The following is a 26682-nucleotide window of genomic DNA, read 5'->3' as shown; positions in this document are numbered from 1 at the left end:
GAAGGCGTCCCGCGGCAGCGCCGCCCTTTCGATGACGGAACGACATGAGCGACAATCTGCAGGGTCAAGAACGGGGCGACGTGCTCGCCCATGTCTCCGGCAACCTGCGCCGCCTTCGCCAGGCGGCCGGGCTCAGCCAGGCGGCGCTGGCGCAGGCCTCCGGCATCAGCCGGCGCATGATCGTGGCGGTCGAGGGGGGCGACGCCAATATCAGCCTGTCGAGCCTCGACAAGCTGGCCGCCGCCATGGGCGTGCGCTTCGTCGATCTCGTGCGCGATCCGGCCCGCGCACCCTCGGCGGAGATCAACGAGGTGACCTGGCGGGGAAGCGATGCGCAAAGCACCGCCGTGCTGCTCGGCACGACGCCGGCGACGGCGGAGGCGCAGATGTGGCTCTGGTCGCTCGGCCCCGGCGAGCGCTATGCGGCCGAACCCGACCCGACCGGCTGGCACGAAATGCTGTTCGTGACCGAGGGCACGCTGCGGCTCGAGCTTTCGGGCGTCGCCAGGGATTTCGCCGCGGGCAGCTTCACCATCTATGCGACCGACCAGGCCTATGCCTATGCCAATCCCGGCACCGTGCCCGTGCGCTTCGTGCGCAACGTGATCTCCTGACCCTCAGCCCGCCGCCAGCATCCAGGCCATGCCGGCGAGCGCCGAAAGCGCGAGCGTCAGCAGCACCGAGGCCCCGAGACGGAACAGGGCGTAGGCCGCGGCTGCGGCGAGCAGGGCCGACGGCAGGATGAGCGTCGACGGATCGGGCAGTTCGAGGCGCAGCGGGCCTGCGGCGAGAACCCTGACCTCCCCGAACAGCGTGTGCAAGGCGAACCAGACCGCCAGGTTGAGGATGACGCCGACCACGGCGGCGGTGATCGCCGACAGGGCGCCGGACAGCGCCGCATTGCCGCGCAGTTTTTCGATGAAGGGCGCGCCGAGGAAGATCCAGAGGAAGCAGGGCACGAAGGTGACCCAGGTGGTGAGGGTCGCTGCGAGCGTCGCCGCCACCAGGGGATTGAGGCTGCCGGGATCGCGATAGGCGGCGAGGAAGCCGACGAATTGCAGCACCATGATGAGCGGCCCCGGCGTCGTCTCGGCCATGCCGAGGCCGTCGAGCATTTCGCCGGGCCGCAGCCAGCCATAGTGCTGAACGGCCTCCTGCGCGACATAGGCAAGCGCCGCATAGGCGCCGCCGAAGGTGGCGACCGCCATCTTGCTGAAGAAGATGCCGACCTGCGCGAAGACATCGTTGCCGCCGGCGAAGAACCAGATCGCCGCAACGGGGCCGAGCCAGAGACAGAGCAGCGCCGCCGAGATCTTCAGCGACCAGCCGGGATGGGGCCGCGCATGGGCGGGCGTCGCCTCGCCGAGCAGCGAATCCTCGTCCCGCAAAACCTGCGCACCCGACGCCGCATGGCCGCCTGCCGTGCGGAAGAGGCGGGAGCCGGATCGCGAACCGAGATAGCCGACAATGGCGGCGACAAGAACGATGAGCGGAAACGGCACCTTGAAGGCGAAGATGGCGACGAAGGCGCCGGCGGCCAGAAGGATCATCGCCGGATTGACGAGCGCGCGGCGGCCGATGCGGAACACCGCCTGCACGACGACGGCGAGCACCGCCGCCTTGAGGCCGAAGAACAGGCCCTCGACCACGCCGGCATCGCCGAAGAGGACGTAGACATAGCTGAGTGCGAGGATCGACAGGAAGCCGGGCAGGATGAAGAGCAGGCCCGCGAGAAGGCCGCCCGCCGTGCGGTGCATCAGCCAGCCGATATAGACGGCGAGCTGCTGGGCCTCCGGTCCCGGCAGGAGCATGCAGTAGTTCAGCGCGTGGAGGAAGCGCTTCTCGCCGATCCAGCGTTTCTCGTCGACGACGATGCGGTGCATCACGGCGATCTGCCCGGCGGGGCCGCCGAAGCTGAGCGCGGCCACGCGCGCCCAGACGCGGAGCGCCTCGCCGAGGGGGACGCCGTGCCCTTCGGTGCCGGGCGAATGGGGCGGCGGTGCCGCATGATCGTTCATCGGATGTCCTTCCCCCTTGCCGTCGCGATCGATCGCAGCCGTCCCCTGCCCTGTCAAGGCGCGGGAGGGCTTGACGGATGAGGGCGTCGGCATTATTAAACTCATTAGTTAATTAACCTTATGGATAAATGACGTGAGCGATCCGCTGAGCATGACGTTCGCCGCCCTTGCGGACCCGACTCGCCGGGCGATCCTGGCACGGCTTTCCGAAGGGGATGCGACAGTGAACGAGATCGCCGCCCCTTTCGCGATGAGCCTGCCCGCCGTTTCGAAGCATTTGAAGGTGCTGGAGACGGCAGGCCTCATCACCCGCAGCCGCACCGCCCAGTGGCGCCCCTGCCATCTGGAGACGGGGCCGCTGAAGGAGGCCAATGGCTGGATCGCCCATTACCGGCGCTTCTGGGACCAGAGTTTCGACCGGCTCGACGATTACGTCAGGCAATTGCAGGCCGGCGAGCCGGACAAGAAGAGCTGAGGAGGACGACCACCATGCAACACACAGCCGGAACCGCAGAGCCCATCGGCCTTGCCATCGAGCGCCTGATCGAGGCGCCCGTCGCCCTCGTCTTCAAGCTGTGGACCGCGCCGGAGCACCTTGCCCGCTGGCTGGGGCCGAAGGATTTCACGGCCCATGCTGTGCGCATGGACTTTCGCCCGGGCGGCGCGTGGTCGGCGGTGATCCGCTCGCCGGACGGCGACGACTATCCGATGGGCGGCGTCTACCGGGAGATTACGGAAAACCGCCGCCTCGTCTTCACCTTCGGCTGGACGGCGGAGGACGGGCCGGACACGCTGGTGACCGTGACCTTCAAGAACCTTGCCGGCAAGACCCGGCTGACCTTCGCCCAGACGCCGTTCGACACCATCCAGTCCCGCGACAGCCACGCCGAGGGCTGGGGCGAATGCCTCGACCGGCTGGTCGCCTGCATCCTGCAAGAACGCAGCGGAGGAGAAGAGCGATGAGAAGGACCTATCACGGCAGCTGTCATTGCGGCGCCGTCCGCTACGAATGCCTGCTCGACCTCGACGAGGGCCTGAGGCGCTGCAACTGCTCCTTCTGCCGGCGCACGCGCATGCTGAAGACCTTCACGAAGCGCGAGGATTTCAAGCTGCTTTCCGGCGAGGGCCAGCTCCTCACCTACCGCGCCGCCGGTTCGAGCTGGCCGGACGGCGATGTCGACCATTATTTCTGCGGGAACTGCGGCGTCCGCTCCTTCTCGCGCGGCTACCATGAAACCTTCATGGGGCATTTCTACTGCATCAATGCCGGCACGCTGGACGACGTGTCCGAAGAGGATCTCAGCGCCGCGCCCGTCATCTACGAGAACGGCATGGTGGACGACTACGAGAACCCGCCGCCGCACCACGCCCATCTTTGACCTCACGCCGCGCGGGCCTGCCGCCGGAGGTAGCGGTCCATCGCCTCCAGCATGGCCTGCCAGCCGGCCTGATGGTCTTCAGCCTTGTCGCGGCCGTCGAAATAGGTGCCTTGCTCGACAAGCCGCATGCGCGTGCCGTCCGGGACCGCCTCGAGGGCCACGACGACCGTGCCGGCGAAGGTGAGCGTGCCGTCCTCCCGGAGCAGGCTGGCATAGGCGATGCGCTCTTGCGGCCGGATCTGCAGATAGCGGTTCTCGTTGAGATAGACGGGCCCGCCCTTGGGGCCGAAGCGGCAGAGATCGCTTTCGCCGACTGCAAAGCCGAAGCGCTCGAAGCGCATCTGCCAGTCCGGGCCGGGATCGCCCCAGGCCTCCTGCGCAGCCTGCTGCGACCAGGCCGCAAAGACCGCCGCGGCCGGCGCGGCGAAGGTTCTGGTGATATCGACGGTGCCGTGTTCGATGGACATGGTCTTCTCCTTCCTGTTGGTGGAACGGGGAAGAGCATGGCCGGCTCCTGGCCCGGCCGGTAGAGACGTTCTCGACACTTTCGGGGCGGATGTGCCAATCTTGCGCCATGCCGACACGTCCGAAGCCGACCAGCCCCCTCACCGTCGCCATCCTCGCCTTGCCGGAAAGCGGCACCATGGCACCCTATGGCCTGCACGAGATCCTCGGCGAGGCCGGCCGCGGCCCGAAGGCGCTGCGTCCCCTCAATCCGGTGCTCGTCGCCGCGGAGACCCGCACCCACGCGACGGGCAGCGGCCTCAGCGTGACCCCGCAGCAGGGGCTTGCCGGCGGCCTTGCCGATATCGTCGTCGTCTGCGACATCCATCTCGAACCGGGCCTGTCGCCGTCCGGCCGCTGGCGGCGGGAGATCGCCTGGGTACGGCGGCATATCGAGGCGGAGGCGCTGGTCTGCTCGGCCTGCAGCGGCGCGGTGCTGCTGGCCGAAGCCGGGCTGCTCGACGGCACGGAGGCCGCCTCGCACTGGATCATGGCGGATCTTTTCCGCGACCACTATCCGAAGGTCACCTTCCGGCCGGAGCGCATTCTCTGCGACAGCGGCCGCGCCGGGCGGCTGATCACCACCGGCGGCGCCACCTCATGGCAGGATCTCGCGCTCTACCTCATCGGCCGTTTCTGCGGAGCCGAGGAAGCGACGCGCGTCGCCCGGCTCTTCCTGATCGGCGACCGGGGCCACGGGCAACTCCCCTTCGCCTCCATGGCCCGGCCGCGCCAGCACGGCAATGCCGCAATCGCCGACGTGCAGACCTGGCTTGCCGACAACTATGCCGCCCCCAATCCGGTGGCCGCCATGGTGGCGCGCTCCGGCATGGCGGAGCGCACCTTCAAGCGCCAGTTCAAGGCCGCCACCGGCTATGCGCCGGTGGACTATGTGCAGGCCATGCGCATCGAGGAGGCCAAGCAGATGCTGGAGACCGGGCCGGACGCCATCGAGGACATCGCCGTCGCGGTCGGCTACGGCGATCCGACCTTTTTCCGAAAGCTCTTCCGCCGCCGCGTCGGCGTCACGCCGGCGCAGTACCGCCAGCGCAACCGCCTTCGCACCCTCGGCTGACGGTGGCCGGTTTGCCCCGAAACCAGCCCGTTTGCCTCTGACCTTCAAGCCCCGTCGCCGGCACACTCGCCTCATCGGAACACGAGGAGACGCGACATGGACTTCTATTACGCCCCCACCTCCTGCAGCCAGGCCGCCCATATCCTGCTGCACGAAGCCGGCCTTTCCTTCCAGCCGCACAAGGTCGACATCTTCCAGCACACGCTGGAGGACGGCAGCAGCTATGAGGCGGTCAATCCGAACGGCTACGTGCCCGCTCTTCGCCTCGATAACGGCCTCCTCCTGACGGAAAACGTCGCGCTGCTCGACTGGATCGCCCTTGCCGGCGAAGGCCTCGTGCCGGACGGGCCGCTCGGCCGTACACGCCACCTGCAGATGCTCGCCTTCCTCTCGACGGAGCTGCAAAAACCCTTCGTGCGGCTGTTCTTCACCGAGAACGAAGAGGAGAAGGCCTGGCTGACCGAAACGCTCACCCGCCGCTTCGGCTGGATCGCCACGCGCATCGAGGGCGACTATCTCTTCGGCGCGCGCTTTTCGGCCGCGGACGCCTTCTTCTACGTGATGGCGCGCTGGGCCGCGATGTGCGCCATCACCCCGCCGGAGACGCTGCAGGCGCTGGCGGGCCGGATAGAGGCGCGGCCGGCGGTGAGGACAGCGCTGGCGAAGGAGGGTGTCGCACCACTGGGCGGAGCCGCCTGAGCCTTGAGGAAAAGCGTTGCGCCCGCCCGACGATCCGCTAGGGTCTTGCCGCCGGCACGAGGGCCTTGCGACGGGTCCGGTTCCGGCGACTGTCGGAACTGGTCGCTGGCGAGTCGCAGACAGGCTGCACTGGCGGGAAAGCAGGCCCTAAAATCGGCAGCAACATTTCATCGGGGTCCAGCACATGGCAGAGTTTCCGCAACAGGCGAAGGTCGTCATCATCGGTTTGGGTGGCATCGTGGGCGCATCGATCGCCCATCATCTCATCGAGCGGGGATGGGACGACATCGTGGGCATCGACAAGTCGGGCGTTCCCACCGATATCGGTTCGACGGCGCATGCCTCGGACTTCTGCTACACGACGAGCCACGACTATCTTTCGGTCTGGACCACCCAGTATTCGATCGATTTCTACGAGAAGATGGGCCACTACGCCCGCATCGGCGGCCTGGAGGTCGCGCGCACCGGCGACGATGCCTGGATGGAGGAGATCAAGCGCAAGCTCTCCTCCGCCCGGGCTTTCGGCACGCGCGCGCACTATGTCTCGCCGGCCGAGATCAAGGAGAAGTTCCCGCTGATCGAGGAAGACCAGGTGATGGGCGGCCTGTTCGACCCGGACGCCGGCCTCGTCATCCCGCGCTCGCAGACGGTTGCCGGCAAGCTGGTCGACGCCGCCGAAAAATCCGGCAAGCTGCAGGTCTACGGCAACACGCCGGCCCAGTCGCTGATCGTCGAGGGCGGACGCATCAAGGGCGTCGTCACCCATCGCGGCACGATCATGGCCGACCATGTCATCGTCTGCGCCGGCATCTGGGGCCGCCTGATCGCCGAAATGGTCGGCGAGGATCTTCCCGTCATGCCGGTCGACCACCCACTCACCTTCTTCGGCCCCTATAACGAGTTCGAAGGCACCGGCAAGGAGATCGGCTTTCCGCTGCTGCGCGACCAGGGCAACTCCGCCTATATGCGCGATACGGGCGATCCGAAGACCACCGAGGGCGGCCAGATCGAGTGGGGCTATTACGAGACCACCAATCCGCGCCTGTGCCATCCGCGCGACATTCTCGAAAAGCACGAGGCACGCCTCTCCCCCTCGCAGCGCGACCTCGACATGGAGCAGATTCTCGAGCCGCTCGAAAAGGCCATGGAACTGACGCCGATCCTCGGCGAGCTCGGCTATAACGAAGGCCACTCGTTCAACGGCCTCCTGCAGGTTTCCGCCGCCGGCGGCCCCTCCTGCGGCGAGAGCCAGAAGGTGCGCGGCCTCTGGTACTGCGTCGCCATCTGGGTGAAGGACGGCCCCGGCTACGGCAAGCTGATCGCGGACTGGATGACGGACGGTCGCACCGAGATCGACCACAACTCGATCGACTATGCCCGCTTCTACCCGCACCAGCTGGAGGAAAAGTTCATCGAGGGCCGTACCTACGAGGCTGCCCAGAAGATTTACTTCCCGGCCGTGCACACCCGCGAGCCCTATGCCACGGGCCGCAACGTCAAGCGCTCGCCCTTCTATGAGCGCGAAGTGGAGCTCGGCGGCTACTTCATGGAGCTCGGCGGCTGGGAGCGTGCGCATGGCTACAAGGCCAACGAGCACCTGCTGGAAAAATACGGCGACCGGGTGCCGGTGCGCGAGAACGAATGGGACAGCCGCCATTTCTGGCGCGTGTCGAATGCCGAGCACCTGGCGATGAGCGAGGATTGCGGCATCGTCAACCTCTCGCATTTCCACATGGTCGACATCGAAGGTCCCGACCATGTCGAACTGCTGGAATGGCTCTGCGCGGCCAAGATCGGCGGCGACGCGAATATCGGCAAGGGCATCTACACCCACTTCCTCGACGACGAGGGCATGGTGCGCGCCGACTTCACCGTCTTCCGCATGGCTGACCGCTGCCGCCTCGTCAACGGCGCCGATGCCGGCCCGCGCGACTTCCATTACATGAAGCGCGTCGCTGAAGACCGCGGGCTCGACGTCGCCATCACCGACGTCTCGGAGAAGTTCATCACCATCGGCATCTGGGGCCCGAACGCCCGCGAGACGCTGAAGAAGGTGGTGGCGGACCCGGCCGGGCTCGACCTGGAGAACTTCGCCTTCGCCGCCATCAAGCAGATCGAGATCTCCGGCAAGCCGGTCACCGCCTTCCGCATCTCCTATGTCGGCGAGCAGGGCTGGGAGCTGCACATGAAATACGAGGACGGCCTTGCCGTCTGGGATGCGCTGCGCGAAACGGGCGTCATGGCCTTCGGCGTCGAGACCTATGCCAATTCGCGCCGCATGGAAAAGAGCCTGCGTCTCCAGAACGCCGACCTTCTCACCCAGTACAACCTCATCGAGGCCGACCTTGCCCGCCCGAAGGTCAAGGAAGCGGATTTCCGCGGCAAGGCGAAGCACCTGGAATACAAGGCACGCGACCATCAGCCCGCCATGCTCTGCACGCTCGTCATGACGGACAATACCGACAGGAACGGCGTCAAGCGCTATCCGCTCGGCAACCTGCCCGTCATCGACCCGGAAACCGGCGAGGTGCTGATCGACGAGCTCGGCCGCCGTTCCTACACGACCTCCATCGCCTTCGGTCCGACGATCGGCAAGAACATCGCGCTGGCCTACCTGCCGCACGCCTATTGCCAGGAAGGCCGCAAACTCGAGATCGAGTATTTCGCCGAGACCTACCCGGTCGAGGTAGTCGGCATCGGCTACAAGCCGCTCTATGATCCCGAGAACCTGAAGCCGCGCACGTAAGCGGGTTCGGGGACGTCAAAAAGGAAAGGGCGTGCCGGCGAAAGCGGGCACGCCCTTTTGCTTGGTCGGTCTACGCGAGGCTCTTCTTGTCTCTTCGCATTCCATCGCCGCCCCCTGCCTCTGCTCCCATCTTCACCCGCCGCCCTCTCCTCGTCATCCTCGGGCTTGACCCGAGGATCCTGTGTGTTTGGTCTGATGTAAGATGGTTGCGGGAAGGAGGCCGAGAGGATCCAGGCCGCCGTTTTTGACGGCAGGCCGCGGCATGGCTTGGTCCCTTCCCGCTTCGCCCATCAACCTGAACAGTTGCACGGGGCTGTCGCCACAGACCCCGCACACAGGAGCAGGCGCCATGACGATACACCATACCTTCATCGGCTGCGACATCGGCAAGGACATGATCGACATCTTCGATCCGAAAACGGCCAGGTTCTGCCGCATCCCCAACGAGCAGACCGCGCTGTCCGCTTTTGCCCGTGGCCTCGACCCGGCCACCGACCTGGTCGTCTTCGAGGCGACAGGTCATTGCGACCGGCTGCTGCGCCTGTGTCTTTCACAGGCCGGCATCGCCTTTGCCCGCGTCAACCCGAAGACGGCCCGGCGCTTTGCCGAAGCGCGGGGACGGATGGCCAAGACCGACCGTATCGATGCCCGCTCGCTTTGCGAGATGGGAACCATGTTCGGCCTGACGGCCGAGGCGCCGCCTTGCCCGGTCCGCGAGCGGCTGGCGGCCCTTGCCCGCCGCCGGGATCAGCTCGTCGATGCCCGTGCAACCGAGCGCCGGCATCTTTGCGATGCCTTCGATCCCGCCATCCGCGCCGACATCGAGGCCATGATCGCCATCCTCGGCGAGAGGATCGCCTCGATCCAGGCTGCGATCGACCACCACATGAAGAGCCAGGCCCTCACCGAACACGCCCATCGCCTTACCTCCGCGCCCGGCATGGGCAAGGTGACAGCCTTGACCCTGCTGGCCCATATGCCCGAACTCGGCAGCCTTTCGCCCAAAACAGCCGCAAGCCTTGCCGGCCTTGCTCCCTTCAATGACGATTCCGGCAGGAGAAACGGCCGCCGCCGCATCAAGGGCGGCAGGCCACGCGTGCGAAAGGCCCTCTACATGGCGGCCCTCGGCGCGATCAAGGCCTCAGCGCGCCTGCGCGCCTTCCATCAGGCCGTCTCAGCCAGAACAGACTCCGCAAAGGCCGGCATCATCGCCGTCGCAAGAAAGCTCATCACGATCCTCAATGCAATGCAGCGCGACAAAACCAACTTCGCTTGAACACAGTTGCCAAGCCACACGGCGCGCCTTGAGTTTGGCGCGTGGATCCTCGGGTCAAGCCCGAGGATGACGAGGAGAGGTGGGCGAACCAATGGAATTTGGGCGGCAGAAGGCAGACGGGTTAGGAAGAGCGGTCGGATTTTGGGAGACAGGATAGCGGGGTGTGCAGCGGCAGACACGAACATGGAGAACGGAGGAGACGGGGCAACGGTCGGCCACCTTCCACGCCCCTGCCCGCACGAAAACCTGCTTACCGTACCAGCGCCCCGTTCTCCGCCACCAGCCGCCCTGCCTTGAACACCCGCCGTCCCTTGGGCACCGCCACGACGGCCTCCGGCACATGCTCGGCGGCGAGCGTCACGAAATCGGCCCTGGCGCCGAGGGCGATGCCGTAGCCTTCGAGGCCGAGGGCCCTCGCGCCCGCGGCGGTCACCACGTCGAAGGCGGCCGCGAGATCATCGTCCGTGTAGAAGCCGGAGCGGTAGCCGATCATCATGGCGCGGGCGAGCATGTCGCCGTCCCCGTAGGGCCACCAGGAATCGCGGATATTATCGTTGCCGGCGAAGATGTTGACGCCTTCCGCGCGCAGCAGCGCAACCGGCGGGAAGACGTGGTCGCCCGGGGCATTGGTCATGATCGAGACGCCCGCGGCGGCGATTTTCGCGCCGATGCGGCGGGCGGCGTCGGCATCGAGATCGCCGAGGCCATAGGCATGGCTGATCGCCACCTTGCCCTGCAAGCCGAGCGCCACGGTGCGCGCGCAGATTTCCTCCACCGTGAAGGCGCCCAGCGAACCGAAATCGTGCAGGTGGATATCGACCCCGACGCCACGCTTTTCAGCGACACCGAAGACGACGTCGAGATGGCCCTTGAGATCGCGGTCGAAGCTCGCCGGATCGAGGCCGCCGACGAGATCGGCGCCAAGCGCGATCGCCTCGTCCAGCAGGTCCGGCGTGCCGGGGCTTTTCAGGATGCCGCTCTGCGGGAAGGCGACGAGCTGGATGTCGATGACATCGCGGTATTCCTCGCGGATGCCGAGGATCGTCTCCAGCGACTTCAGCCCGACCGAGCCATCCACCATGACGTGGCTGCGCATCTGGAGGGAGCCGTGCGAGACGCAGAGTTCCAGCTGCTTGCGGGCGCGCTCGTCCATCGGCGCGGCCTCTGCCATGTTCTGAGCCTGGAAGGTGACGCGCTCGTGGACGTCAAAGCCGTTGGTGCAGGGTTTGTGCGGGATCCATTTGTCGCCGTAGAAGCTGGTATCAAGGTGGATATGCCCCTCGACGAAGGCCGGCACCAGCAATGCGCCGGCAATGTCCACCTGCCGGGCCGCGGCCGCAAGCGTGCCCGCCGGCTGGATGGCGACGATGCGGCCGCCGGCAACGCCGATATCGTTCAGCGAACCGTCCGACAGCGTCGCACGGGTGAAAAGAGTCTCGATCTCGGCCATGGCATCGCGTCTCCATCTGCATACGACCTGACCCGCCCGGTTGCAGGCAGGTCAAATATTGTACGCAATAAGGCGCGAAAATCGTATGCAGTCAATAGGCCGCGGCAACGGCGGCAGCACCCAGCACCAGAATGGGCGTGCCGTTCTGCACGCGGTCGTAGAGATCGATGACGTCCTGGTTCAGCATGCGCACACAGCCGGAGGAGACGGACTTGCCGATCGTCCACCATTCCGGAGACCCGTGGATGCGGTAGAGCGTGTCTTCGTTGTTCTGGAAGATGTAGAGCGCGCGGGCACCGAGCGGATTCTTCAGGCCCGGCTCCATGCCGCCGTTCGCGATGCTGTAGGGCTCCAGCTCCGGCTGGCGGGCGACCATCTCGTCCGGCGGGGTCCAGCGCGGCCATTGCCGCTTGTACTGGATGACGCCGCGGCCGGCCCATTCGAAGCCGGCGCGGCCGAGGCCGACGCCATAGCGCATGGCCTGACCGTCCTCGTAGGTGAGGTAGAGGAAGTGGTTCGCCGTATCGACGACGATCACACCGGGGCGCTCGCCGGTCGGGTTCGGCACCATCTGGCGATAGAAGCGCCGGTCGATCTTCTGGTAGGGAATGGCCGGCAGCGGGAACTGCTCGTCCGGCTTCGGCCCGTACATGGCGGCGTAGATGCTGGTATCGACCGGTTCGGGCTCGACGGCGACCCGCTCGCGCACCGGCGTCGTGCAGCCGGCCAGAACGGTGGTTGCCAATCCTGCCCCGCCAAGCAGGAAGGATCGGCGGCTTACGCTTTCACCAGTCAATGCATGTCCTCGCGTCAATCGTCATAGGGATCGGCCAGCGCGGCGTCGGGCCGGCTGACCGGATATTTCGTGCGCGAGATGCGGGCCGCCAGGCCCTTCGCACCCTGCTGCTTCAGGAGTGTGCGGAAGCTCGGATGCATGCCGCCGTCCATATAGGCAAAGCTCGACACCGTCGTGGTGGTGGCGAGCGCTGCCTCCAGCTTCTTCTGTTCCGCGCCGAGCTTGGCGACGAGATCGGTCGCCGGCTCGCTCACCGCCGCCGGGCATTGCGCCAGCGGATCGCTCGGCTCTCCGCCATCGAATTCCTTGTTGAAGACGTAGCGGCCGCCGCAGACGGAGACCTTCGGCTGTTTGCGCGTGAAGGCGAAGGCATCGTAGCCCTCCTTCAGCGTGCGCCAGAACGGCATGTTCGGATCGCCGCGGTGCTTGGCCATGTTCTGCGTCGTCATGCGGAAGGGATAGGCCTGCACCTGGAAGCGCTGCTGCCCGCCCTCCAGCGCCCGCTGCACGATGGCGTAGATCTCGCCGACGCCCTGGTCGGTCATCGCGTAGCAGCCGGAGGAGGAGCAGGCGCCATGCACCATCAGCGCCTCGCCGGTATAGCCGAGCGCCGATTCCAGCCTGTTCGGATAACCAAGGTTGAAGGAGACGTAATATTGCGAGTTCGGGTTCAGCATGCCGGCCGAGACATGGTAGAAGCCTTCCGGCGCCTGGCGGTCGCCGCTCTTCTTCTTCGGGCCGAGCTTGCCGGACCAGCGGCACATCGGATAGGTCTTGAACAGCGCATACTGGCCGCTCGCATCGACCTTCCAGACCTCCAGCTCGCTTTCCTGCTTGAAGATGCGCACCAGCACGGGGCTTTCCGGCCGCATCTTCTTCTTCGCCATCTCCGCCTTCACCTTGTTGGAGAGCTGCGGCGCCTCGGCCAGCGAGGCGACATCCATGGCCATGCAGCCGGCAAGCAGGCCGCCGGCGACGGCGGCGGCGGCAAGCCGCGCAAGAAGCGGCAGACGCAGGCGGGCGGTTTCTCGGGAAAGACGATGGCGAAGCGCAAACATGGGTCGTTTTCGGTTGTTGGAGGTCCGGGCGCGCCGGTTCGAGGGCGGCGCATCTCGGGGTACAGATTCCAAGCGATTGCTTAGAACTTCGTTAATCTTGTGGCCTCGACCGGCTCCAGCGCGGCATCATGCCCCGGCAAGCGCCGAATCCAAGGCACCCGCCGCTGCGGGCGAGCATAAAACCTCAAGCCGCCTGCGCATCAAGGCCCCGTCCGGCGATTTCCCTCGCATGGCGATCACGCGGCGAACAACAAATCGTCAGCAGTCCCTTTCCGGCGCGGGGCGGGCAGGCGGCAAAGAAGACTTGATTTGCCCACAATCCCGGCACATCTGTGGCGAAGACACATTCGACGGGCACATTCGATGAGGCAGAGGCGATGCTGACGATCGGCGATCTTTCCAAGGCCACGGGCGTCAAGGTTCCGACCATCCGCTACTACGAGCAGATGGGCCTGCTCTCCCATGCCGAACGATCGGAAGGCAACCAGCGACGCTATTCCAGCGAGGAGCGCGAGCGCCTTGCCTTCATCCGCCACGCGCGCGATCTCGGCCTCACCATCGACGCCATCCGCGAGCTGATCGACCTCAGCCAGCACCCCGAACGCCCCTGCCGCGATGCCGACCGCATCGCCGCCGAACAGCTCGCCACCGTGCGGCGCAAGATCGCCCGGCTGCGCAAGCTGGAGGCCGAGCTGGAGCGCATCACCAGCCATTGCCATTCCGACCAGATCAGCGACTGCTATGTCATCCGGGCGCTCGCCAACCATGACCTCTGCCACGACGATCACGACTGAGCGCGTTCAGGCGCCCGCAAGCAGCCGCAGCTTCCGAAGCTGGGTCTCGCGCGGCTCGTGCATGTCCAGCATGCCCTGCAGCCGGCCGTCCGCGCGGATGAGGAAGAGGCCGGCGGTGTGCTCCATCGTGTAGCTGTCCGAGGCGGTCGGCACCTTCCTGTAGAAGGCCGAAAAGGCATCCGCCGCCGTCTTCGTCTGGGCCGCGTCGCCGCGAAGCGCGATGATGCGCGGATCGAAGGACGTCATGTAGAGCTTCAGGAGATCCGCCGTGTCGCGCTCGGGATCGATGGAGATGAAGAGCGGCGTGATGCGATCCGCCGCCGGGCCGATATCCTGCAAGAGACCCGACAGTTCGAAGAGCGCGGTCGGGCAGACATCCGGGCAATGGGTGAAGCCGAAGAAGGCCAGATAGGGCTTTCCGGCCAGATCGGCGGAGCGGAAGGGCTTGCCGTCGACGGTCTCAAGTTCGAAGACACGCCGTTTTGCCGCCTCGCCGGACGGCGCCCTTGCCGCGACCGTCACGGCGACGATCGCGGCAAGACCTGCGGCAAGGGCAAGGAGCGCCCGGCGCCTCATCCCCTGATCGGCCTCAAAAGACGGAGCGCATTCAGCGTGACGAGCACGGTGGCGCCGGTATCGGCGAGGATCGCCGGCCAGAGGCCGGTGATGCCGACCACGGTCGTCACCAGGAACACGCCCTTGAGGCCGAGCGAGATGACGATGTTCTGGACGATGTTGCGCATGGCGCGCTGCGACAGGTCCGTCATCAGCGCGACGTCGCCGACGCGGCCGTGCAGGATGGCGGCATCGGCCGTCTCCAGCGCCACGTCGGTGCCCCCGCCCATGGCGATGCCGACATTGGCGGCGGCGAGCGCCGGGGCATCGTTGATGCCGTCGCCGATCTTGCCGACGACATAGCCTTCGCGCTGCAACTCGCCGACGATGCGCTGCTTGTCCTCGGGCATCAGCTCGGCGCGCACCTCGATGCCGAGTTCCGCGCCGACGGCCTTTGCCGTGCGGGCATTGTCGCCGGTCAGCATGACCGTCCGGATACCGGCGTCCTTCAGTGCCTTGAGGCCGGCGGCCGCATCGGGGCGCGGCTCGTCGCGCATGGCGACGGCGCCGGCGAGCACGCCGTCGACCACCAGCATGGAGACGGTCTTGCCGTCGTCGTTGAGCGCGGCGGTGGCGGCCTTCACCTCGTCGGAAAGCGTCACCGTCTCGGCGACGGCCCTGGGCGAGCCGAGGAAGACCTCCCTGCCCTCGACGGTGGCGGCAACACCCTTGCCGCCGAGCGCCCGCGCGCCGCCTGCGACCGGCGGCACGATGCCCTCTTCCGCCGCCTTGCCGAGAATGGCGAGCGCCAGCGGATGGCTGGAGCCGGCCTCCAGCGCGGCGGCAAGACGCAGCACCTCGCCGGACGAAGCCGAGAAGGCGACGATGTCGGTGACCTTCGGCTTGCCCTCGGTCAGCGTGCCGGTCTTATCGAAGGCGATGGCGGTGAGCTTGCCGAGGCCTTCCAGCACCGCGCCGCCCTTCATCAGGAGGCCGCGGCGGGCGCCGGCGGAGAGCGCGGCGGCGATCGCCGCCGGCGTCGAGATGACCAGCGCGCAGGGGCAGCCGATCAGCAGCACGGCAAGGCCCTTGTAGACCCACTCGCTCCACACGCCGCCGAAGAAGAGCGGCGGGATGATCGCGACGAGCGCGGCGACCACCACGACGCCGGGCGTGTAATATCTGGAGAAGCGGTCGATGAAGCGCTCGGTCGGGGCCTTGGATTCCTGGGCCTCCTCGACCAGCTTGACGACGCGGGCGATGGTGTTGTCCGCCGCCGCCGCGGTGACGCGCACCCGCAGGGCCGCTTCGCCGTTCACCGTGCCGGCGAAGACGGTGTCGCCGACCTCCTTGCGCACCGGCGTGCTTTCCCCGGTCACGGGCGCCTCGTCGATGGCGCTCTCGCCGTCGATGATCGTGCCGTCGGCGGAAATGCGGTCGCCGGGGCGCACGAGAATGACCGCGCCGACGGCCAGCCCCTCGGCCGGCACCTCCGTCGTCCGGCCGCCTTCTTCCAGAATCGCGGTCTTCGGCACGAGGGCGGAGAGCGAGCGGATGCTGTCGCGCGCCTTACCGGCGGCGACGCCCTCCAGCAGTTCGCCGACGAGGAAGAGGAAGACCACGGCGGCGGCCTCCTCGGTCGCGTTGATGATCACCGCACCGACAGCGGCGATGGTCATCAGCATCTCGATGGAAAACGGCGTGCCGGCCAGCGCGGCCATGATGGCGCGCCGGGCGATCGGTACGAGGCCGACGAACATGGCGATGACGAAGGCATAGGTCTCGATGGCCGGGAAGAGATGGCCGATGCCGTAGGCGAGGACCAGCGCCGCGCCGGCAAGGATGGTCAGCCGCCCCTTCCTGCCCTTCCACCAAGGCCCTTCGGAGGGGCCATGGTCGTGGCCATGCAGCCCCTCGACGGCCGCCGCCTTCGGCGTGTGGTCGTGACCGGCATGATCATGGTCGTGATCGTGATCATGCGCATGGCCATGATCGTGCTTGTGGCCGTGTCCGTGGTCATGCTCGTGCCCATGGTCGTGGTTGCAGCCGGGGCCGTGCACATGTTTTTCCGCGGGCTTTTCCGCGCCCCCCGCAGCCGGCGTCACCGAATAGCCGAGCCCGGAAACCTTGCGGCGGATCGCCTCCAGGTCGCTGGTCGCATCGTGCTGCACGCGCATGGTGCCGGCGGTAACGGAAACGGAAACCTCCCCAACCCCCGGCATGCGGCGCACCGCCGTGTCGATCTTGCTGGCGCAGGAGGCGCAATCCATGCCGCCCACCCGGAACCGGGTCTCTTTCACATCGGACATCGTAGATTCCTCTTTCGTCTCGTGAAGAGGTTCTACGACCTCTAGCGACTAGAGGTGCAAGAGCGAAAAACGCAAAATCGCGCAAAAAGAGGTGCATTGAAATCCATGGCCGCGCTGTGCTACAGAGCCCCCACTTATTGCAGGTTTCATCTGCTGGTTGGGGAGGACGCCATGTCTTGCGACGCCCTCTTCCAATCGGGGATGGGCTCGGTCGACGCCCCCCGAACGGAAGAACGCTTTTCGACGTGTGCCCCGGCGGCACGCTCTGGCTTTGACGCCGTTGCGCCGACCCGCCCCGTGCGGCCGGCCAAGACGCCGCGCCTGCCTGCTCTTTTCCCGACGAGACACCGCGAGCGGGGCAACAGCGCGAAAGCGCTGTCATATCGCCGTGTCCGGACGACGATACCGTAACTTCCGGCTTTCCTTTCCGAAATCCACGCGAGAGCGGGAGGTCTGCGCCTCCCTCGCCTCGCGTTTCTATCGCGGTGCCGGTTTTTTGCCGGCGGCCGGCACACCCCAAGAAGACAGGTCCAGCATGTCCCTGACGACACCCTACTATCTGATCGACAAGTCGAAGCTGCTCGCCAACATGGAAAAGATCGCGCTTCTTCGCGAACGCTCCGGCGCCAAGGCGCTGCTGGCGCTGAAATGCTTCGCCACCTGGTCGGTCTTCGATTTCATGCGCGACTACATGGACGGCACGACCTCCTCCTCGCTCAACGAGGTGCGCCTCGGCCACGAGCGCTTCGGCAAGGAGACCCATGCCTATTCCGTCGCCTATGCGGACTACGAGATCGACGAGGTCGTCAGCCACGCCGACAAGATCATCTTCAATTCGATCGCCCAGCTCGACCGCTTTGCCGACAAGGCCGCCGGCATCGTCCGGGGCCTGCGCCTCAATCCCGGCATCTCCTCCTCCAGCTTCGATCTCGCCGACCCAGCCCGCCCCTTCTCGCGCCTCGGCGAATGGGATGTGAACAGGGTCGAGCCGGTCATGGACCGCATTTCCGGCTTCATGATCCACAACAATTGCGAGAACGGCGATTTCGACCTGTTCGACCGCATGCTCGGCGTAATCGAGGAGAAGTTCGCGCCGCTCCTGAAGAAGGCCGAATGGGTGAGCCTTGGCGGCGGCATCCACTTTACCGGTGAAAACTATCCGCTGGAAAGGTTCGCCGAGCGGCTGAAGCGCTTTGCCGGCGAATACGGCGTCGAGGTCTATCTGGAGCCGGGCGAAGCCTCGATCACCAGGTCGACCACGCTCGAAACGACGGTGCTCGACCTTCTGAACAACGGCAAGGACCTCGCCATCGTCGATAGTTCCATCGAGGCCCACATGCTGGACCTGCTGATCTACCGGGAGAAGGCCAAGCTTTCCCCGAACACCGGGCCGCACCGCTACATGATCTGCGGCAAGTCATGCCTGGCCGGCGACATCTTCGGCGAGTTCGATTTCGAGAACGAACTGAAGGTCGGCGACCGCATCTCCATCCAGGATGCCGCCGGCTACACGATGGTCAAGAAGAACTGGTTCAATGGCGTGAAAATGCCGGCGATCGCCATCCGCGAACTCGATGGCGAGATCAAGACCGTCCGCGAATTCACCTACGCGGACTATGAAGAAAGCCTCTCCTGAGGCGTCCTGAACGGGTAGAAGGAGATAACCCCCGAAATGAAGAAGAACGTGCTCATCATCGGCGCCGGCGGCGTCGCACAGGTCGTGGCGCACAAATGCGCCCAGAACAACGACGTGCTCGGCGACATCCATATCGCGTCGCGCACCAAGGCGAAGTGCGACAAGATCATCGCGTCGGTCCATGAGAAGAAGGCGATGAAACAGGCCGGCGTGCTCGAAGGCCATGCGCTCGACGCCCTCGATATCGAAGCGACCAAGGCGCTGATCACTTCCACCAGGTCCGAGATCGTCATCAATGTCGGCACCGCCTTCCTTAACATGTCGGTGCTGCGCGCCTGCATGGATACGGGCGTCGCCTATATCGACACCGCGATCCACGAGGAGCCGGGCAAGATCTGCGAGACCCCACCGTGGTATGGCAACTACGAGTGGAAGCGCGCGGCCGAATGCGAGGAGAAGGGCATCACCGCCATCCTCGGCGCCGGCTTCGATCCGGGCGTCGTCAACGCCTATGCCAAGCTCGCCAAGGACGAATATCTCGACAAGGTGACGGACGTCGACATCGTCGACATCAATGCCGGCAGCCACGGCAAGTACTTCGCCACGAACTTCGACCCGGAAATCAACTTCCGCGAATTCACCGGCGTCGTCTACTCCTGGCAGAACGGCGCGTGGCAGACCAACAAGATGTTCGAGATCGGCAAGGATTACGACCTGCCGGTCGTCGGCACGCGCCGCGCCTATCTCTGCGGCCATGACGAGGTGCATTCGCTGGCCAAGAACATGGACGGCGCCAATGTGCGCTTCTGGATGGGCTTTGGCGACCACTACATCAATGTCTTCACCGTGCTGAAGAACCTCGGCCTTCTCTCCGAGCAGCCGGTCAAGACCGCCGAGGGCCTCGAAGTCGTGCCGCTCAAGGTCGTCAAGGCCGTGCTGCCGGATCCGGCGTCGCTCGCCCCCGGCTATGAAGGCAAGACCTGCATCGGCGACTATGTGAAGGGCCTGAAGGACAGCAAGGAGAAGACCGTCTTCATCTACAACGTGGCCGACCACAAGGAAGCCTATGAGGAAGTCGGCTCGCAGGGCATCTCGTATACCGCCGGCGTGCCGCCGGTCGCCGCCGCGATGCTCGTGGCCACCGGCGAATGGGACGTGAAGAAGATGGCCAACGTGGAAGAACTGCCGCCGAAGCCCTTCATCAGCCTGCTGAACCGGATCGGCCTGCCGACCCGCATCCAGGACGAGGACGGCGACCGCGCCGTCAGCTTCTAAACCTTGAAAGGACGGCCGCGCCCCGCGTGCGGCCGTCCCATGCGCCGCAGGTCACTTCGGGCCTGAAGGCGACTTCGATCTAGCCGGACGCTGCCATAAAAAGCGGACAGCGCACTCACCGCCTTCACGGTCATTCCTCTCCGACAAGACGGATGCCCATTCGCCGTCGACATACGTCGGTCAGGCTACAGACCCGCCGTCACGCGGCTGCGGGGGCAGGCTGACCTCGCCGGGCGCCGCGGCCAGCTCGCCAAGATCCCTCATCACGCGCCGCAGCGACGCATTCGCGCAGAGCGTCCGGTACTGGGCATAAAGCGCGCGGTAGGGCTCCGCGGTCTCCGGTCGGGGACGGTAGGTCTGGAACTCCCGGGCGCCGAAGCGCGTAGCGCCGTCGCGATAGGTGCCGACGAGCCCGGCCGCGACCGCGCCGTGGATGGCCGCGCCGACGGCCGTCGCGTTGGCGATCTGCGGAACCTCGATCGCGCACTCCATGACGTCGGCCATGATCTGCACCAGAAGGGGGTTCTTCTTCGCCAGGCCGCTGGTCATCAGGACACGATCGACCGTGAATTCCGCCGCCCGATAGAGATCCAGAACGGTTCGCGCGCCGAAGCAGAGCGCTTCGAGCAGCGCGCGGTAGATGCCGTCGGCGGTCGAATGAACCGTCAGGCCGAGCAACAGGCCGCTCAGCATGGAATCGGCAAGCGGCACACGGTTTCCGTTCCACCAGTCGAGCGCGATCAGATGGTTGCTCCCGGCCGGCAACCTCGACGCAGCCGCGTTGTAGAGCGCGAAACTCTCCTCCACGCTGCCGCCCCGCGGGAAGGCCTTGACGAACCAGGCGAGCATGTCGCCGAAGCTGGCCTGCCCGGCCTCGTAGCACCAGAGATCCCGCACGGCGCCGTCGATAGCCACGCCTTCGATGCCCGCAGGCAGGGGGCGATAGTCCGCGCCGAGATAGAGATAGGCCGCCGACGTGCCGAGCGCGCCGACGAAGCATCCGGACGAAACGGCGCCGATGGCCGGCAGAACGACATGCGAGTCGATGACCGCGACCGCGATGGTCGTAGGCCCCTCGATGCCCGTACGCGCATGCCAGGCGGGCAAGAGGCTGCCGGCCGCCGACCCAACGGGAAGCGGTTGCGACAGCTTGCCCTCAAGCCCCGGCACGATGCCTTTCGGATAGCCGGAGACGCGCGAATACTGCGCCTTGTAGGCCGCAAGGCCGAGGCTGCGCGCCTCCGTTCCGCAGAGCTGCCAGACCAGCCAATCCCCGCCTTCCATGAAGCGGGCCGCCGCCTCCCAGATGTGGGGGGCTTCCTGCGCGATCTGCGCGGCCTTGGGAAGCAGCCATTCCCCGGACAGCTTGCCGCCGAAATTGTCGAGGAAGCCGCCCCCCTTCCGGTTGATCGCGTCGGCATAGGGTTGCGCGGCGCCGTGTTTCCACAATTTGACATAGGCATGCGGATCGTTCGGGTGGATATCCGATAGCGCGGCACCCTCGCCCGTCGCCGGCATCGGCGAACTCGCCGTGAAGCCGACGCCGATCGACAGCACCCTCCGGTTCCGCCCGAGACGGCCGAGGATCTCCTCTGCCGCCTCGACATAGTCCGCGGCATTCTGCAAGGCCCATCCCCGCGGCAGCACCACTCCGCCGGGAAGCGCGCCGGTCAGGATGCCGTGACGATAGGCGTGGACATGGCTGTCGATCTGCTCGCCGGTCACTGCATCGAGGATGACCCCGCGCGCGGATTCCGAACCATAGTCCAGCCCGATCACATAGCTGCGGCTCATACCGTCAACCTTTTCCTGCCGACGCCAGCGGGGAGACTGCGCACCGTTGCGGCCACGGCGGGCTCGACGGCATCCATCGAAAGCGCCTGAATCGCGTTTGCGCCGTCTTCCGGCTGAACCGGCGTGCTTGTCTCAGGCATTTTCATCCACCCGTCTCTTCCAAGCGCCGTCGCCTACGCGTCGCGCCCTTCTCCCTTGGTGAATAAATTCAACACCAGTATCCATAAGTCAATCAACTTATGTATGTTATTTTACATAAGTTTGGAAAAGGGCTGAATCCCGACCTTGTCCCGGGCGTTCACCCATGGACTTGCGATGAGAGCAGAAGAAAACGGGACATTCGGCCATCGACCACGCTGCGCTGGACAATGCGGGTTCGACCCCCACAGCCCAGGCATCGGAGGCCGGCTTCGAGCATCAAGCCGGGCGGAACCGGGGCGCCGCCCTACCGTTTGCCTTTCATGAAATGGAGGGAGGAGCCCTCGGTCTGCGTCTGCGCGGCGTGGAGGTTGCGGTATCGTCCGTCGCGTCGCTCGATGAGGTCGCTGTGGCTTCCCTGCTCGACGATGCGGCCGTCGTCGACGACGAGGATGCGGTCGGCATTGGCGATGGTGGCCAGGCGATGGGCGATGACCAGCGTGGTACGGCCGGCCGAGAGCTCGGCGAGCGACTGCTGGATCGCCCGCTCCGTCTGCATGTCGAGCGCCGAGGTCGCCTCGTCGAGGATGAGGATCGGCGGGTTCTTCAGGAAGATGCGGGCGATGGCGAGGCGCTGCTTCTGCCCGCCCGAGAGCTTGACGCCGCGCTCGCCGACGACCGTGTCGAGACCGTCGGCGAGGTTGGCGATCACGTCGTCGAGGCGCGCCCGGCGCGCCGCATCGAGAATCTCCGCCTCGCTGGCCTCCAGCCTTCCATAGGCGATGTTCTCGCGGATCGTGCCGGCGAACAGGAACACGTCCTGCTGCACGATGCCGATGTTCGAGCGCAGCGACCGCAGCGTCATGTCGCGGATGTCGATGCCGTCTATGGTGATCGCGCCCGATGCGACCTCGTAGAAGCGCGGCAGCAGCGAGCAGATCGTCGTCTTGCCGGCGCCGGACGGGCCGACGAAGGCGATCGTCTCGCCCGCCCCGATCGAGACGTTCAGCCCGCCGAAGACCGGCCGGTCGGCACCATAGCCGAAGCTGACGGCGCGATATTCGATATCGCCGGCAAGGCGTCCGACATCCCTGGCATCCTCGCGGTCCCGGATGTCCGGCTCCGTGTCGAGGAACTGTGTGTAGCGCGTGAAGCCGGCGATGCCCTTGGGATAGGTCTCGATGATCGCGTTGATCTTGTCGATCGGCCGGAAGAACACGCCGACCAGGAGCAGGAAGCCGACGAAGCCGCCGGCCGAAAGCTCGCCGCGCGTCACGAACCAGGCGCCGGCCAGCATCACCACCACCTGCACGAAGCGCATGGAAAGGTAGGAGAGCGACATGGAGGCCGCCATCACCTTGTAAGCCTGGAGCTTGGTGACGAGGTAGTTCCGGTTGCTCTCGGCAAACAGCTGGCGCTCGTGGTCCTCGTTGGCGAAGGCCTGCACGACGCGGATGCCGCCGACATTCTCCTCGATGCGGGCGTTGAAATCGGCGACGCGGCCGTAGAGCGCATGCCAGGTCGTGGTCATGCGCGCGCCGTAATGGGTGGTGACGAAGCCCGTCAGCGGCACGATGACGGCGGTGATGAGCGCAAGCGGCACATGCACCCACAGCATCAGGGCGAAGGCGCCGATCAGCGTCATGACGGCGATGAAGAGGTCTTCCGGCCCGTGATGGGCGACCTCGCCGATCTCCTCGAGATCCTTGGTCAGCCGGGCCACGAGATGGCCGGTCTTCTGGTTGTCGAAGAAGCCGAAGGAGAGCTTCTGCAGGTGGTCGAAGGCCTTGCGGCGCATCTCCGCCTCGATGCGCACCCCGAGCATGTGGCCCCAGTAGGTGACGATGACCTGCAGGCCGGCATTGACGAGGTAGATGAGGAAGAGGCCGAGGGCGGCGAGCGCGACGAGGTCGAGGCGGCCGGTCGGCAGCAGGCGGTCGATGAACAGCGTCACGGCGACGGGAAAGGCGAGCTCCAGGAGGCCGGCGACGACCGCCGAGGAGAAGTCCAGCGCGAACAGGCCGCGGTGCGGGCGATAGTAGGACGCAAAACGCTTCAGAAGGGCAGACATCGGCAGGCGCGCTTTCGGTATTGGCATTGTGTTCATGAGATAAGACGATCGACGGCGCCGCTTCTACCACGTTCAATGCGATTTTTCGCCGACCGGCGCGCATTTGCCGCGCCCACGCGGCTTTCGGCAAGAGGGCTCGTGCGGAAAGGCCGCTCTTGAGGGATGCGGCGTGTGCCGCGGGGGGTCCCCATCCGGTTGCTGAGGCCTGAGACCACGGAGGCCTGTCAGGCACAAGCAACCACATCGATTGGCGGAAAACCCGTCATCCTGCACTGGACGCAAGCGCTCGAACCGACCGCAAGTCCTCAACAAAGAGGGCATGCTGGCGTCGGCGCTCCGCCTTGTCCGGCAGGCGCAGCAGGAAGGACGGATGGATGGTCGGGTACAGGACGACATTGCCCTGCATGGCGATCGGCCTGCTGCGAAGCTGGCTCAGCGGCGTGCGCTCGCCGCTCAGCGCATAGATCGCGGTCGCACCGAGCGCCACGATCAGCTTCGGCTTCACGAGTTCCACCTCTCTGGTCAGCCACCAGCGGCAATGTTGGATCTCACCCTGGTTTGGCTTCTGGTGAATGCGGCGCTTGCCACGCGGCTCATATTTGAAGTGTTTGACCGCATTGGTCAGATAGAGCGTATCGCGGGCAATGCCGGCTTCCTTCAGCGCCGCGTCGAACACCCTTCCCGCCGGGCCGACGAACGGGCGGCCGCTCAGGTCTTCCTGATCACCCGGCTGCTCGCCGACCATCATGAGGCGCGCATCCTGCGGCCCTTCTCCGAAGACGGTCTGCGTGGCGCTGCAATGCAACGGGCAGCGCGTGCAATGGCGGGCCTCCGCGCGCAATGCCTCCAGCGTGCCGGCTTCCGCCAATCCCGGTTCGGCGATGGCCTGCGCGGCTTCCTTCAGCCGATAGTGAAAGGCCGGCGGATCGCTGGCGGCGCGTTCGGCCATCGCGCGCACATTGGCCTCCGCATTGGCGATCAGTTCGGGGATCAGCGCGGCTTCCGGCAGGTTGCGCCAGTATTTCTTCGGCATCTCCGCCTGCATGGCCCTGATCTTGAGCCGCGCGGGATTGAAGATGCTGGCATAATAGGTGCGCCAGAGCTCGTCCGTCGGGTCGCCGTGCCCGGGATCATCGCCCGGCCGCGTGTCGGCGATCAGGGTTTCGCCGTCCCAGCTCGCCGTGCCCTTCGGCGTGGCGATGATCCAGTCCATATCGGCAAAGCGGCGGCGGAAGAACGGCGCGGTTCGGGCGACGACGAAATGCGTCGGCTCGAACCAGGCGAAGAACCGCCGGCGGCCTCCGGCCTCCCCTGCGATCTCCTTGAAGCGGACGAAGGCCGTCATCTTGTGGCTGTCGCGCGCGACGTTCCTGGCCAGAAGCCGCGCCCAGGCGACATCCTTGTCCGACGTCAGCTCCAGCAGGCGACGGTCAGATTGCAGCCGCCAGAGCAGCCGATAAAGCAGATGAAAGCGCCCCGGCTCGGTGTGGCACGCGACGGCTTCGGCGAGCGGCAGGAAGGCCGGCGGCACGATGACCGCCGGCGCGGCGGCATCGGGCGCCGGCAGGCCGGGTGGGGCGCTCGCCTCGAAGAGGCCTATATCGCCCTGGATGCGCCAGTCCACGTCGCGCGGCGAAATACCGGCAGCCGCCAGCGCCCGCGCCGCATCCCGCCATTCGGAAAAATCACCGCGGCCGAGCAGGGGGATCGTGTGCATCAGAGCAGCGAAAGCTGTTCCGGTTTCGGGGCAAAGAGCGTCTTGAGGTCTGCACGGTCGGCAAGACGCCGGGGTGTCCATCCCTCCGCCTCGATGAAGGCGCGCACCTTGCGCAGGGAAACGCCGAGCCGTGCCAGATCCTCCAACCGCAGGCGGCGAAAGCGGCGGCTGGACAGGATCGCATCCACCGTCTTCAGGCCGAACCCCGGTACCCGCAACAGGGTTTCGCGCTCCGCACGGTTGACGTTCACAGGAAAGGTCTGGCGGTGGGTTAGCGCCCAGGCAAGCTTGGGGTCCATGTCCAGATCGAGCATGCCGCCTGTCGATGCCGTGATCTCGTCCACGCCGAAACCGTAGAAGCGATAAAGCCAGTCAGCCTGATAGAGCCGATGTTCGCGCACCAGCGGCGGCTTGATGAGCGGCAGCGCGCGGGAGGCATCGGGAATAGGGCTGAAGGCGGAATAATAGACACGTTTCAGGCCGTAGCTGCCGTAGAGCCGGGCGCTGGTCCTCAGGATCGTCGCATCGTCGGCTCCATCGGCGCCAACGATCATCTGTGTGCTCTGCCCGCCCGGCACGAAACGCTTGCGGCGCCTGGTCTGCAAGGTCGGCTCGTCCGCCGCCTCGATCTTGCGGCGCAAATCGCCCATCGCACGACGAATGCCGTCCGGCCGCTTCTCGGGCGCAAGACGCCCGATGCCCGCGTCCGTCGGCAGTTCGATGTTGAGCGACAGGCGGTCCGCATAGAGTCCCGCCTCCTCGATCAGCTCCGGAGCGGCATCGGGGATCGACTTGAGGTGAATATAACCACGGAAGCCGTGCACCGTGCGCAGGTCCCGCGCCACGCGGACCATCTCGCCCATCGTATGATCCGACGAGCGGATGATCCCGGACGACAGGAAAAGCCCTTCGATATAATTGCGCCGATAGAATTCCAGCGTCAGCCAGACCACCTCGTCCGGCGTGAAACGCGCACGCTCCACATTGCTTGAGGACCGGTTGATGCAATAGGCGCAGTCGAAGATGCAGAAATTGGTGAGCAGGATCTTCAGAAGTGAAATACACCGCCCATCGGGCGCATATGCATGGCAGATCCCCGCGCCTTCCGTGGAGCCAAGGCCGTTGGACCTGAGCGAATCCCGTTTCTCTGTCCCGCTGGAGGCGCATGACGCGTCGTATTTGGCGGCATCCGCCAGGATGGCCAAACGATCCTGTAGCGATTTCTTCATAAATGTTCACTATATGTTCCGTTTCACGCTGTCAACAGCTCTCCCACAGCCCGGCGACGGCGCCGAGGAACACGAATGCAAAGCGCCCCATGCAGCCCGGCCTGCCCACGCCTCAGATGCCGAAATTTTGACTACGTGAGCAAAGGTGGACAGCAGCGACCCG

The 26682-nt window shown here is 65.9% G+C and carries 22 protein-coding genes; 11 read left to right on the top strand and 11 right to left on the bottom strand.

The genetic code is table 11. The features are described from left to right. Nucleotides 1-44 precede the first annotated feature (44 nt). Nucleotides 45-614: a helix-turn-helix domain-containing protein gene (locus tag AABQ55_RS07155; protein WP_272804535.1), complete on the top strand. Its 570-nt coding sequence runs from the start codon at nt 45-47 to the stop codon at nt 612-614. 3 nt (nt 615-617) lie between these two features. Here AABQ55_RS07155 and chrA read toward each other — a convergent pair whose 3' ends face one another. Then, nucleotides 618-2018, bottom strand: coding sequence for a chromate efflux transporter (chrA, locus tag AABQ55_RS07150; protein ID WP_272804534.1), 1401 nt, complete (start codon nt 2016-2018; stop codon nt 618-620). Between the two features lie 151 nt (nt 2019-2169). Between chrA and AABQ55_RS07145 the strand changes: the two genes are divergently transcribed. The 3 genes from AABQ55_RS07145 to AABQ55_RS07135 are packed head-to-tail and all read left to right on the top strand — an operon-like array spanning nt 2170 to nt 3397. Beyond that, complete coding sequence (locus AABQ55_RS07145) at nt 2170-2493, top strand: ArsR/SmtB family transcription factor (RefSeq protein WP_272807407.1); 324 nt, start codon at nt 2170-2172, stop codon at nt 2491-2493. Nucleotides 2494-2507: 14 nt separating this feature from the next. Further along, nucleotides 2508-2981, top strand: coding sequence for an SRPBCC family protein (locus tag AABQ55_RS07140; RefSeq protein WP_272804533.1), 474 nt, complete (start codon nt 2508-2510; stop codon nt 2979-2981). Then, nucleotides 2978-3397, top strand: a complete 420-nt coding sequence (locus tag AABQ55_RS07135; protein ID WP_272804532.1) for a GFA family protein — start codon at nt 2978-2980, stop codon at nt 3395-3397. Before AABQ55_RS07140 ends, AABQ55_RS07135 begins: the two co-directional genes overlap by 4 nt. Before the next feature lie 2 nt (nt 3398-3399). Here AABQ55_RS07135 and AABQ55_RS07130 read toward each other — a convergent pair whose 3' ends face one another. Beyond that, nucleotides 3400-3864 (bottom strand): SRPBCC domain-containing protein, encoded by a 465-nt coding sequence (locus AABQ55_RS07130; protein WP_272804531.1) that lies wholly within the window; start codon nt 3862-3864, stop codon nt 3400-3402. Nucleotides 3865-3971: 107 nt separating this feature from the next. Between AABQ55_RS07130 and AABQ55_RS07125 the strand changes: the two genes are divergently transcribed. From AABQ55_RS07125 to AABQ55_RS07110, 4 genes are all read left to right on the top strand, one after another. Beyond that, nucleotides 3972-4976 (top strand): GlxA family transcriptional regulator, encoded by a 1005-nt coding sequence (locus AABQ55_RS07125; protein ID WP_272804530.1) that lies wholly within the window; start codon nt 3972-3974, stop codon nt 4974-4976. A 96-nt stretch (nt 4977-5072) separates the two neighbouring features. Further along, a complete protein-coding gene (locus AABQ55_RS07120; protein WP_272804529.1) occupies nt 5073-5675 on the top strand; it encodes a glutathione S-transferase family protein in 603 nt (200 codons plus the stop codon). A gap of 184 nt (nt 5676-5859) precedes the next feature. Beyond that, a complete protein-coding gene (locus AABQ55_RS07115) occupies nt 5860-8421 on the top strand; it encodes a GcvT family protein (RefSeq protein WP_272804528.1) in 2562 nt (853 codons plus the stop codon). A 349-nt stretch (nt 8422-8770) separates the two neighbouring features. Further along, nucleotides 8771-9697, top strand: coding sequence for an IS110 family transposase (locus tag AABQ55_RS07110; RefSeq protein ID WP_272804527.1), 927 nt, complete (start codon nt 8771-8773; stop codon nt 9695-9697). 250 nt (nt 9698-9947) lie between these two features. Here the strand turns inward: AABQ55_RS07110 and AABQ55_RS07105 are convergent, their stop codons facing one another. The 3 genes from AABQ55_RS07105 to AABQ55_RS07095 all read right to left on the bottom strand — a co-directional run bounded on the left by AABQ55_RS07105 (nt 9948) and on the right by AABQ55_RS07095 (nt 13001). Then, the gene (locus AABQ55_RS07105) at nt 9948-11147 is read right to left on the bottom strand and encodes an amidohydrolase family protein (RefSeq protein ID WP_272804526.1); all 1200 of its coding nucleotides are present in this window, start codon (nt 11145-11147) and stop codon (nt 9948-9950) included. 91 nt (nt 11148-11238) lie between these two features. Continuing rightward, nucleotides 11239-11892 (bottom strand): L,D-transpeptidase, encoded by a 654-nt coding sequence (locus AABQ55_RS07100; RefSeq protein ID WP_432346977.1) that lies wholly within the window; start codon nt 11890-11892, stop codon nt 11239-11241. Between the two features lie 65 nt (nt 11893-11957). Next, nucleotides 11958-13001: a L,D-transpeptidase family protein gene (locus tag AABQ55_RS07095; protein WP_443021086.1), complete on the bottom strand. Its 1044-nt coding sequence runs from the start codon at nt 12999-13001 to the stop codon at nt 11958-11960. 377 nt (nt 13002-13378) lie between these two features. Here AABQ55_RS07095 and AABQ55_RS07090 point away from each other — a divergent pair, with 377 nt between their 5' ends. Continuing rightward, nucleotides 13379-13795 (top strand): MerR family transcriptional regulator, encoded by a 417-nt coding sequence (locus tag AABQ55_RS07090; protein ID WP_244767990.1) that lies wholly within the window; start codon nt 13379-13381, stop codon nt 13793-13795. Between the two features lie 6 nt (nt 13796-13801). On the opposite strand, the gene AABQ55_RS07085 is transcribed toward AABQ55_RS07090, so the two are convergent. Both AABQ55_RS07085 and AABQ55_RS07080 read right to left on the bottom strand, forming a co-directional pair. Continuing rightward, entirely contained in the window at nt 13802-14371 is a 570-nt protein-coding gene (locus AABQ55_RS07085) for an SCO family protein (protein ID WP_272804524.1), read from the bottom strand. Further along, the gene (locus AABQ55_RS07080) at nt 14368-16659 is read right to left on the bottom strand and encodes a heavy metal translocating P-type ATPase (RefSeq protein ID WP_272804523.1); all 2292 of its coding nucleotides are present in this window, start codon (nt 16657-16659) and stop codon (nt 14368-14370) included. Before AABQ55_RS07080 ends, AABQ55_RS07085 begins: the two co-directional genes overlap by 4 nt. 535 nt (nt 16660-17194) lie before the next feature. On the opposite strand from AABQ55_RS07080, the gene AABQ55_RS07075 reads away from it, so the two are divergent. Both AABQ55_RS07075 and AABQ55_RS07070 read left to right on the top strand, forming a co-directional pair. After that, a complete protein-coding gene (locus tag AABQ55_RS07075) occupies nt 17195-18295 on the top strand; it encodes a carboxynorspermidine decarboxylase (protein ID WP_272804522.1) in 1101 nt (366 codons plus the stop codon). 36 nt (nt 18296-18331) lie between these two features. Then, a complete protein-coding gene (locus AABQ55_RS07070; RefSeq protein ID WP_272804521.1) occupies nt 18332-19570 on the top strand; it encodes a saccharopine dehydrogenase family protein in 1239 nt (412 codons plus the stop codon). 180 nt (nt 19571-19750) lie between these two features. Here the strand turns inward: AABQ55_RS07070 and AABQ55_RS07065 are convergent, their stop codons facing one another. The 4 genes from AABQ55_RS07065 to AABQ55_RS07050 all read right to left on the bottom strand — a co-directional run bounded on the left by AABQ55_RS07065 (nt 19751) and on the right by AABQ55_RS07050 (nt 26519). Further along, entirely contained in the window at nt 19751-21364 is a 1614-nt protein-coding gene (locus AABQ55_RS07065) for an FGGY-family carbohydrate kinase (protein ID WP_272804520.1), read from the bottom strand. A gap of 445 nt (nt 21365-21809) precedes the next feature. Beyond that, nucleotides 21810-23573, bottom strand: a complete 1764-nt coding sequence (locus AABQ55_RS07060) for an ABC transporter ATP-binding protein (protein WP_272804519.1) — start codon at nt 23571-23573, stop codon at nt 21810-21812. Nucleotides 23574-23835: 262 nt separating this feature from the next. Next, complete coding sequence (locus AABQ55_RS07055) at nt 23836-25290, bottom strand: UdgX family uracil-DNA binding protein (protein ID WP_272804518.1); 1455 nt, start codon at nt 25288-25290, stop codon at nt 23836-23838. Further along, a complete protein-coding gene (locus tag AABQ55_RS07050; RefSeq protein ID WP_272804517.1) occupies nt 25290-26519 on the bottom strand; it encodes a putative DNA modification/repair radical SAM protein in 1230 nt (409 codons plus the stop codon). Before AABQ55_RS07050 ends, AABQ55_RS07055 begins: the two co-directional genes overlap by 1 nt. Nucleotides 26520-26682 lie beyond the last annotated feature (163 nt).

Origin of the sequence: Shinella sp. WSD5-1, from assembly GCF_963942435.1 — a bacterium.
Taxonomy (GTDB): domain Bacteria; phylum Pseudomonadota; class Alphaproteobacteria; order Rhizobiales; family Rhizobiaceae; genus Shinella; species Shinella yambaruensis.
Note: the sequence above shows the minus strand (reverse complement) of the source record. Positions and strands in the feature narration are given on the sequence as shown.

Excerpts from the sequence above, each read along its gene's own strand:
- AABQ55_RS07080 (WP_272804523.1), bottom strand. The coding sequence starts at position 16,659 with ATGTCCGATGTGAAAGAGACCCGGTTCCGGGTGGGCGGCATGGATTGC.
- AABQ55_RS07060 (WP_272804519.1), bottom strand. The coding sequence starts at position 23,573 with ATGTCTGCCCTTCTGAAGCGTTTTGCGTCCTACTATCGCCCGCACCGC.
- AABQ55_RS07130 (WP_272804531.1), bottom strand. The coding sequence starts at position 3,864 with ATGTCCATCGAACACGGCACCGTCGATATCACCAGAACCTTCGCCGCG.
- AABQ55_RS07140 (WP_272804533.1), top strand. The coding sequence starts at position 2,508 with ATGCAACACACAGCCGGAACCGCAGAGCCCATCGGCCTTGCCATCGAG.
- AABQ55_RS07065 (WP_272804520.1), bottom strand. The coding sequence starts at position 21,364 with ATGAGCCGCAGCTATGTGATCGGGCTGGACTATGGTTCGGAATCCGCG.
- AABQ55_RS07090 (WP_244767990.1), top strand. The coding sequence starts at position 13,379 with ATGCTGACGATCGGCGATCTTTCCAAGGCCACGGGCGTCAAGGTTCCG.
- AABQ55_RS07095 (WP_443021086.1), bottom strand. The coding sequence starts at position 13,001 with ATGTTTGCGCTTCGCCATCGTCTTTCCCGAGAAACCGCCCGCCTGCGT.
- AABQ55_RS07105 (WP_272804526.1), bottom strand. The coding sequence starts at position 11,147 with ATGGCCGAGATCGAGACTCTTTTCACCCGTGCGACGCTGTCGGACGGT.
- AABQ55_RS07085 (WP_272804524.1), bottom strand. The coding sequence starts at position 14,371 with ATGAGGCGCCGGGCGCTCCTTGCCCTTGCCGCAGGTCTTGCCGCGATC.
- AABQ55_RS07050 (WP_272804517.1), bottom strand. The coding sequence starts at position 26,519 with ATGAAGAAATCGCTACAGGATCGTTTGGCCATCCTGGCGGATGCCGCC.
- AABQ55_RS07075 (WP_272804522.1), top strand. The coding sequence starts at position 17,195 with ATGTCCCTGACGACACCCTACTATCTGATCGACAAGTCGAAGCTGCTC.
- AABQ55_RS07070 (WP_272804521.1), top strand. The coding sequence starts at position 18,332 with ATGAAGAAGAACGTGCTCATCATCGGCGCCGGCGGCGTCGCACAGGTC.
- chrA (WP_272804534.1), bottom strand. The coding sequence starts at position 2,018 with ATGAACGATCATGCGGCACCGCCGCCCCATTCGCCCGGCACCGAAGGG.
- AABQ55_RS07115 (WP_272804528.1), top strand. The coding sequence starts at position 5,860 with ATGGCAGAGTTTCCGCAACAGGCGAAGGTCGTCATCATCGGTTTGGGT.
- AABQ55_RS07155 (WP_272804535.1), top strand. The coding sequence starts at position 45 with ATGAGCGACAATCTGCAGGGTCAAGAACGGGGCGACGTGCTCGCCCAT.
- AABQ55_RS07055 (WP_272804518.1), bottom strand. The coding sequence starts at position 25,290 with ATGCACACGATCCCCCTGCTCGGCCGCGGTGATTTTTCCGAATGGCGG.
- AABQ55_RS07135 (WP_272804532.1), top strand. The coding sequence starts at position 2,978 with ATGAGAAGGACCTATCACGGCAGCTGTCATTGCGGCGCCGTCCGCTAC.
- AABQ55_RS07120 (WP_272804529.1), top strand. The coding sequence starts at position 5,073 with ATGGACTTCTATTACGCCCCCACCTCCTGCAGCCAGGCCGCCCATATC.
- AABQ55_RS07110 (WP_272804527.1), top strand. The coding sequence starts at position 8,771 with ATGACGATACACCATACCTTCATCGGCTGCGACATCGGCAAGGACATG.
- AABQ55_RS07145 (WP_272807407.1), top strand. The coding sequence starts at position 2,170 with ATGACGTTCGCCGCCCTTGCGGACCCGACTCGCCGGGCGATCCTGGCA.
- AABQ55_RS07125 (WP_272804530.1), top strand. The coding sequence starts at position 3,972 with ATGCCGACACGTCCGAAGCCGACCAGCCCCCTCACCGTCGCCATCCTC.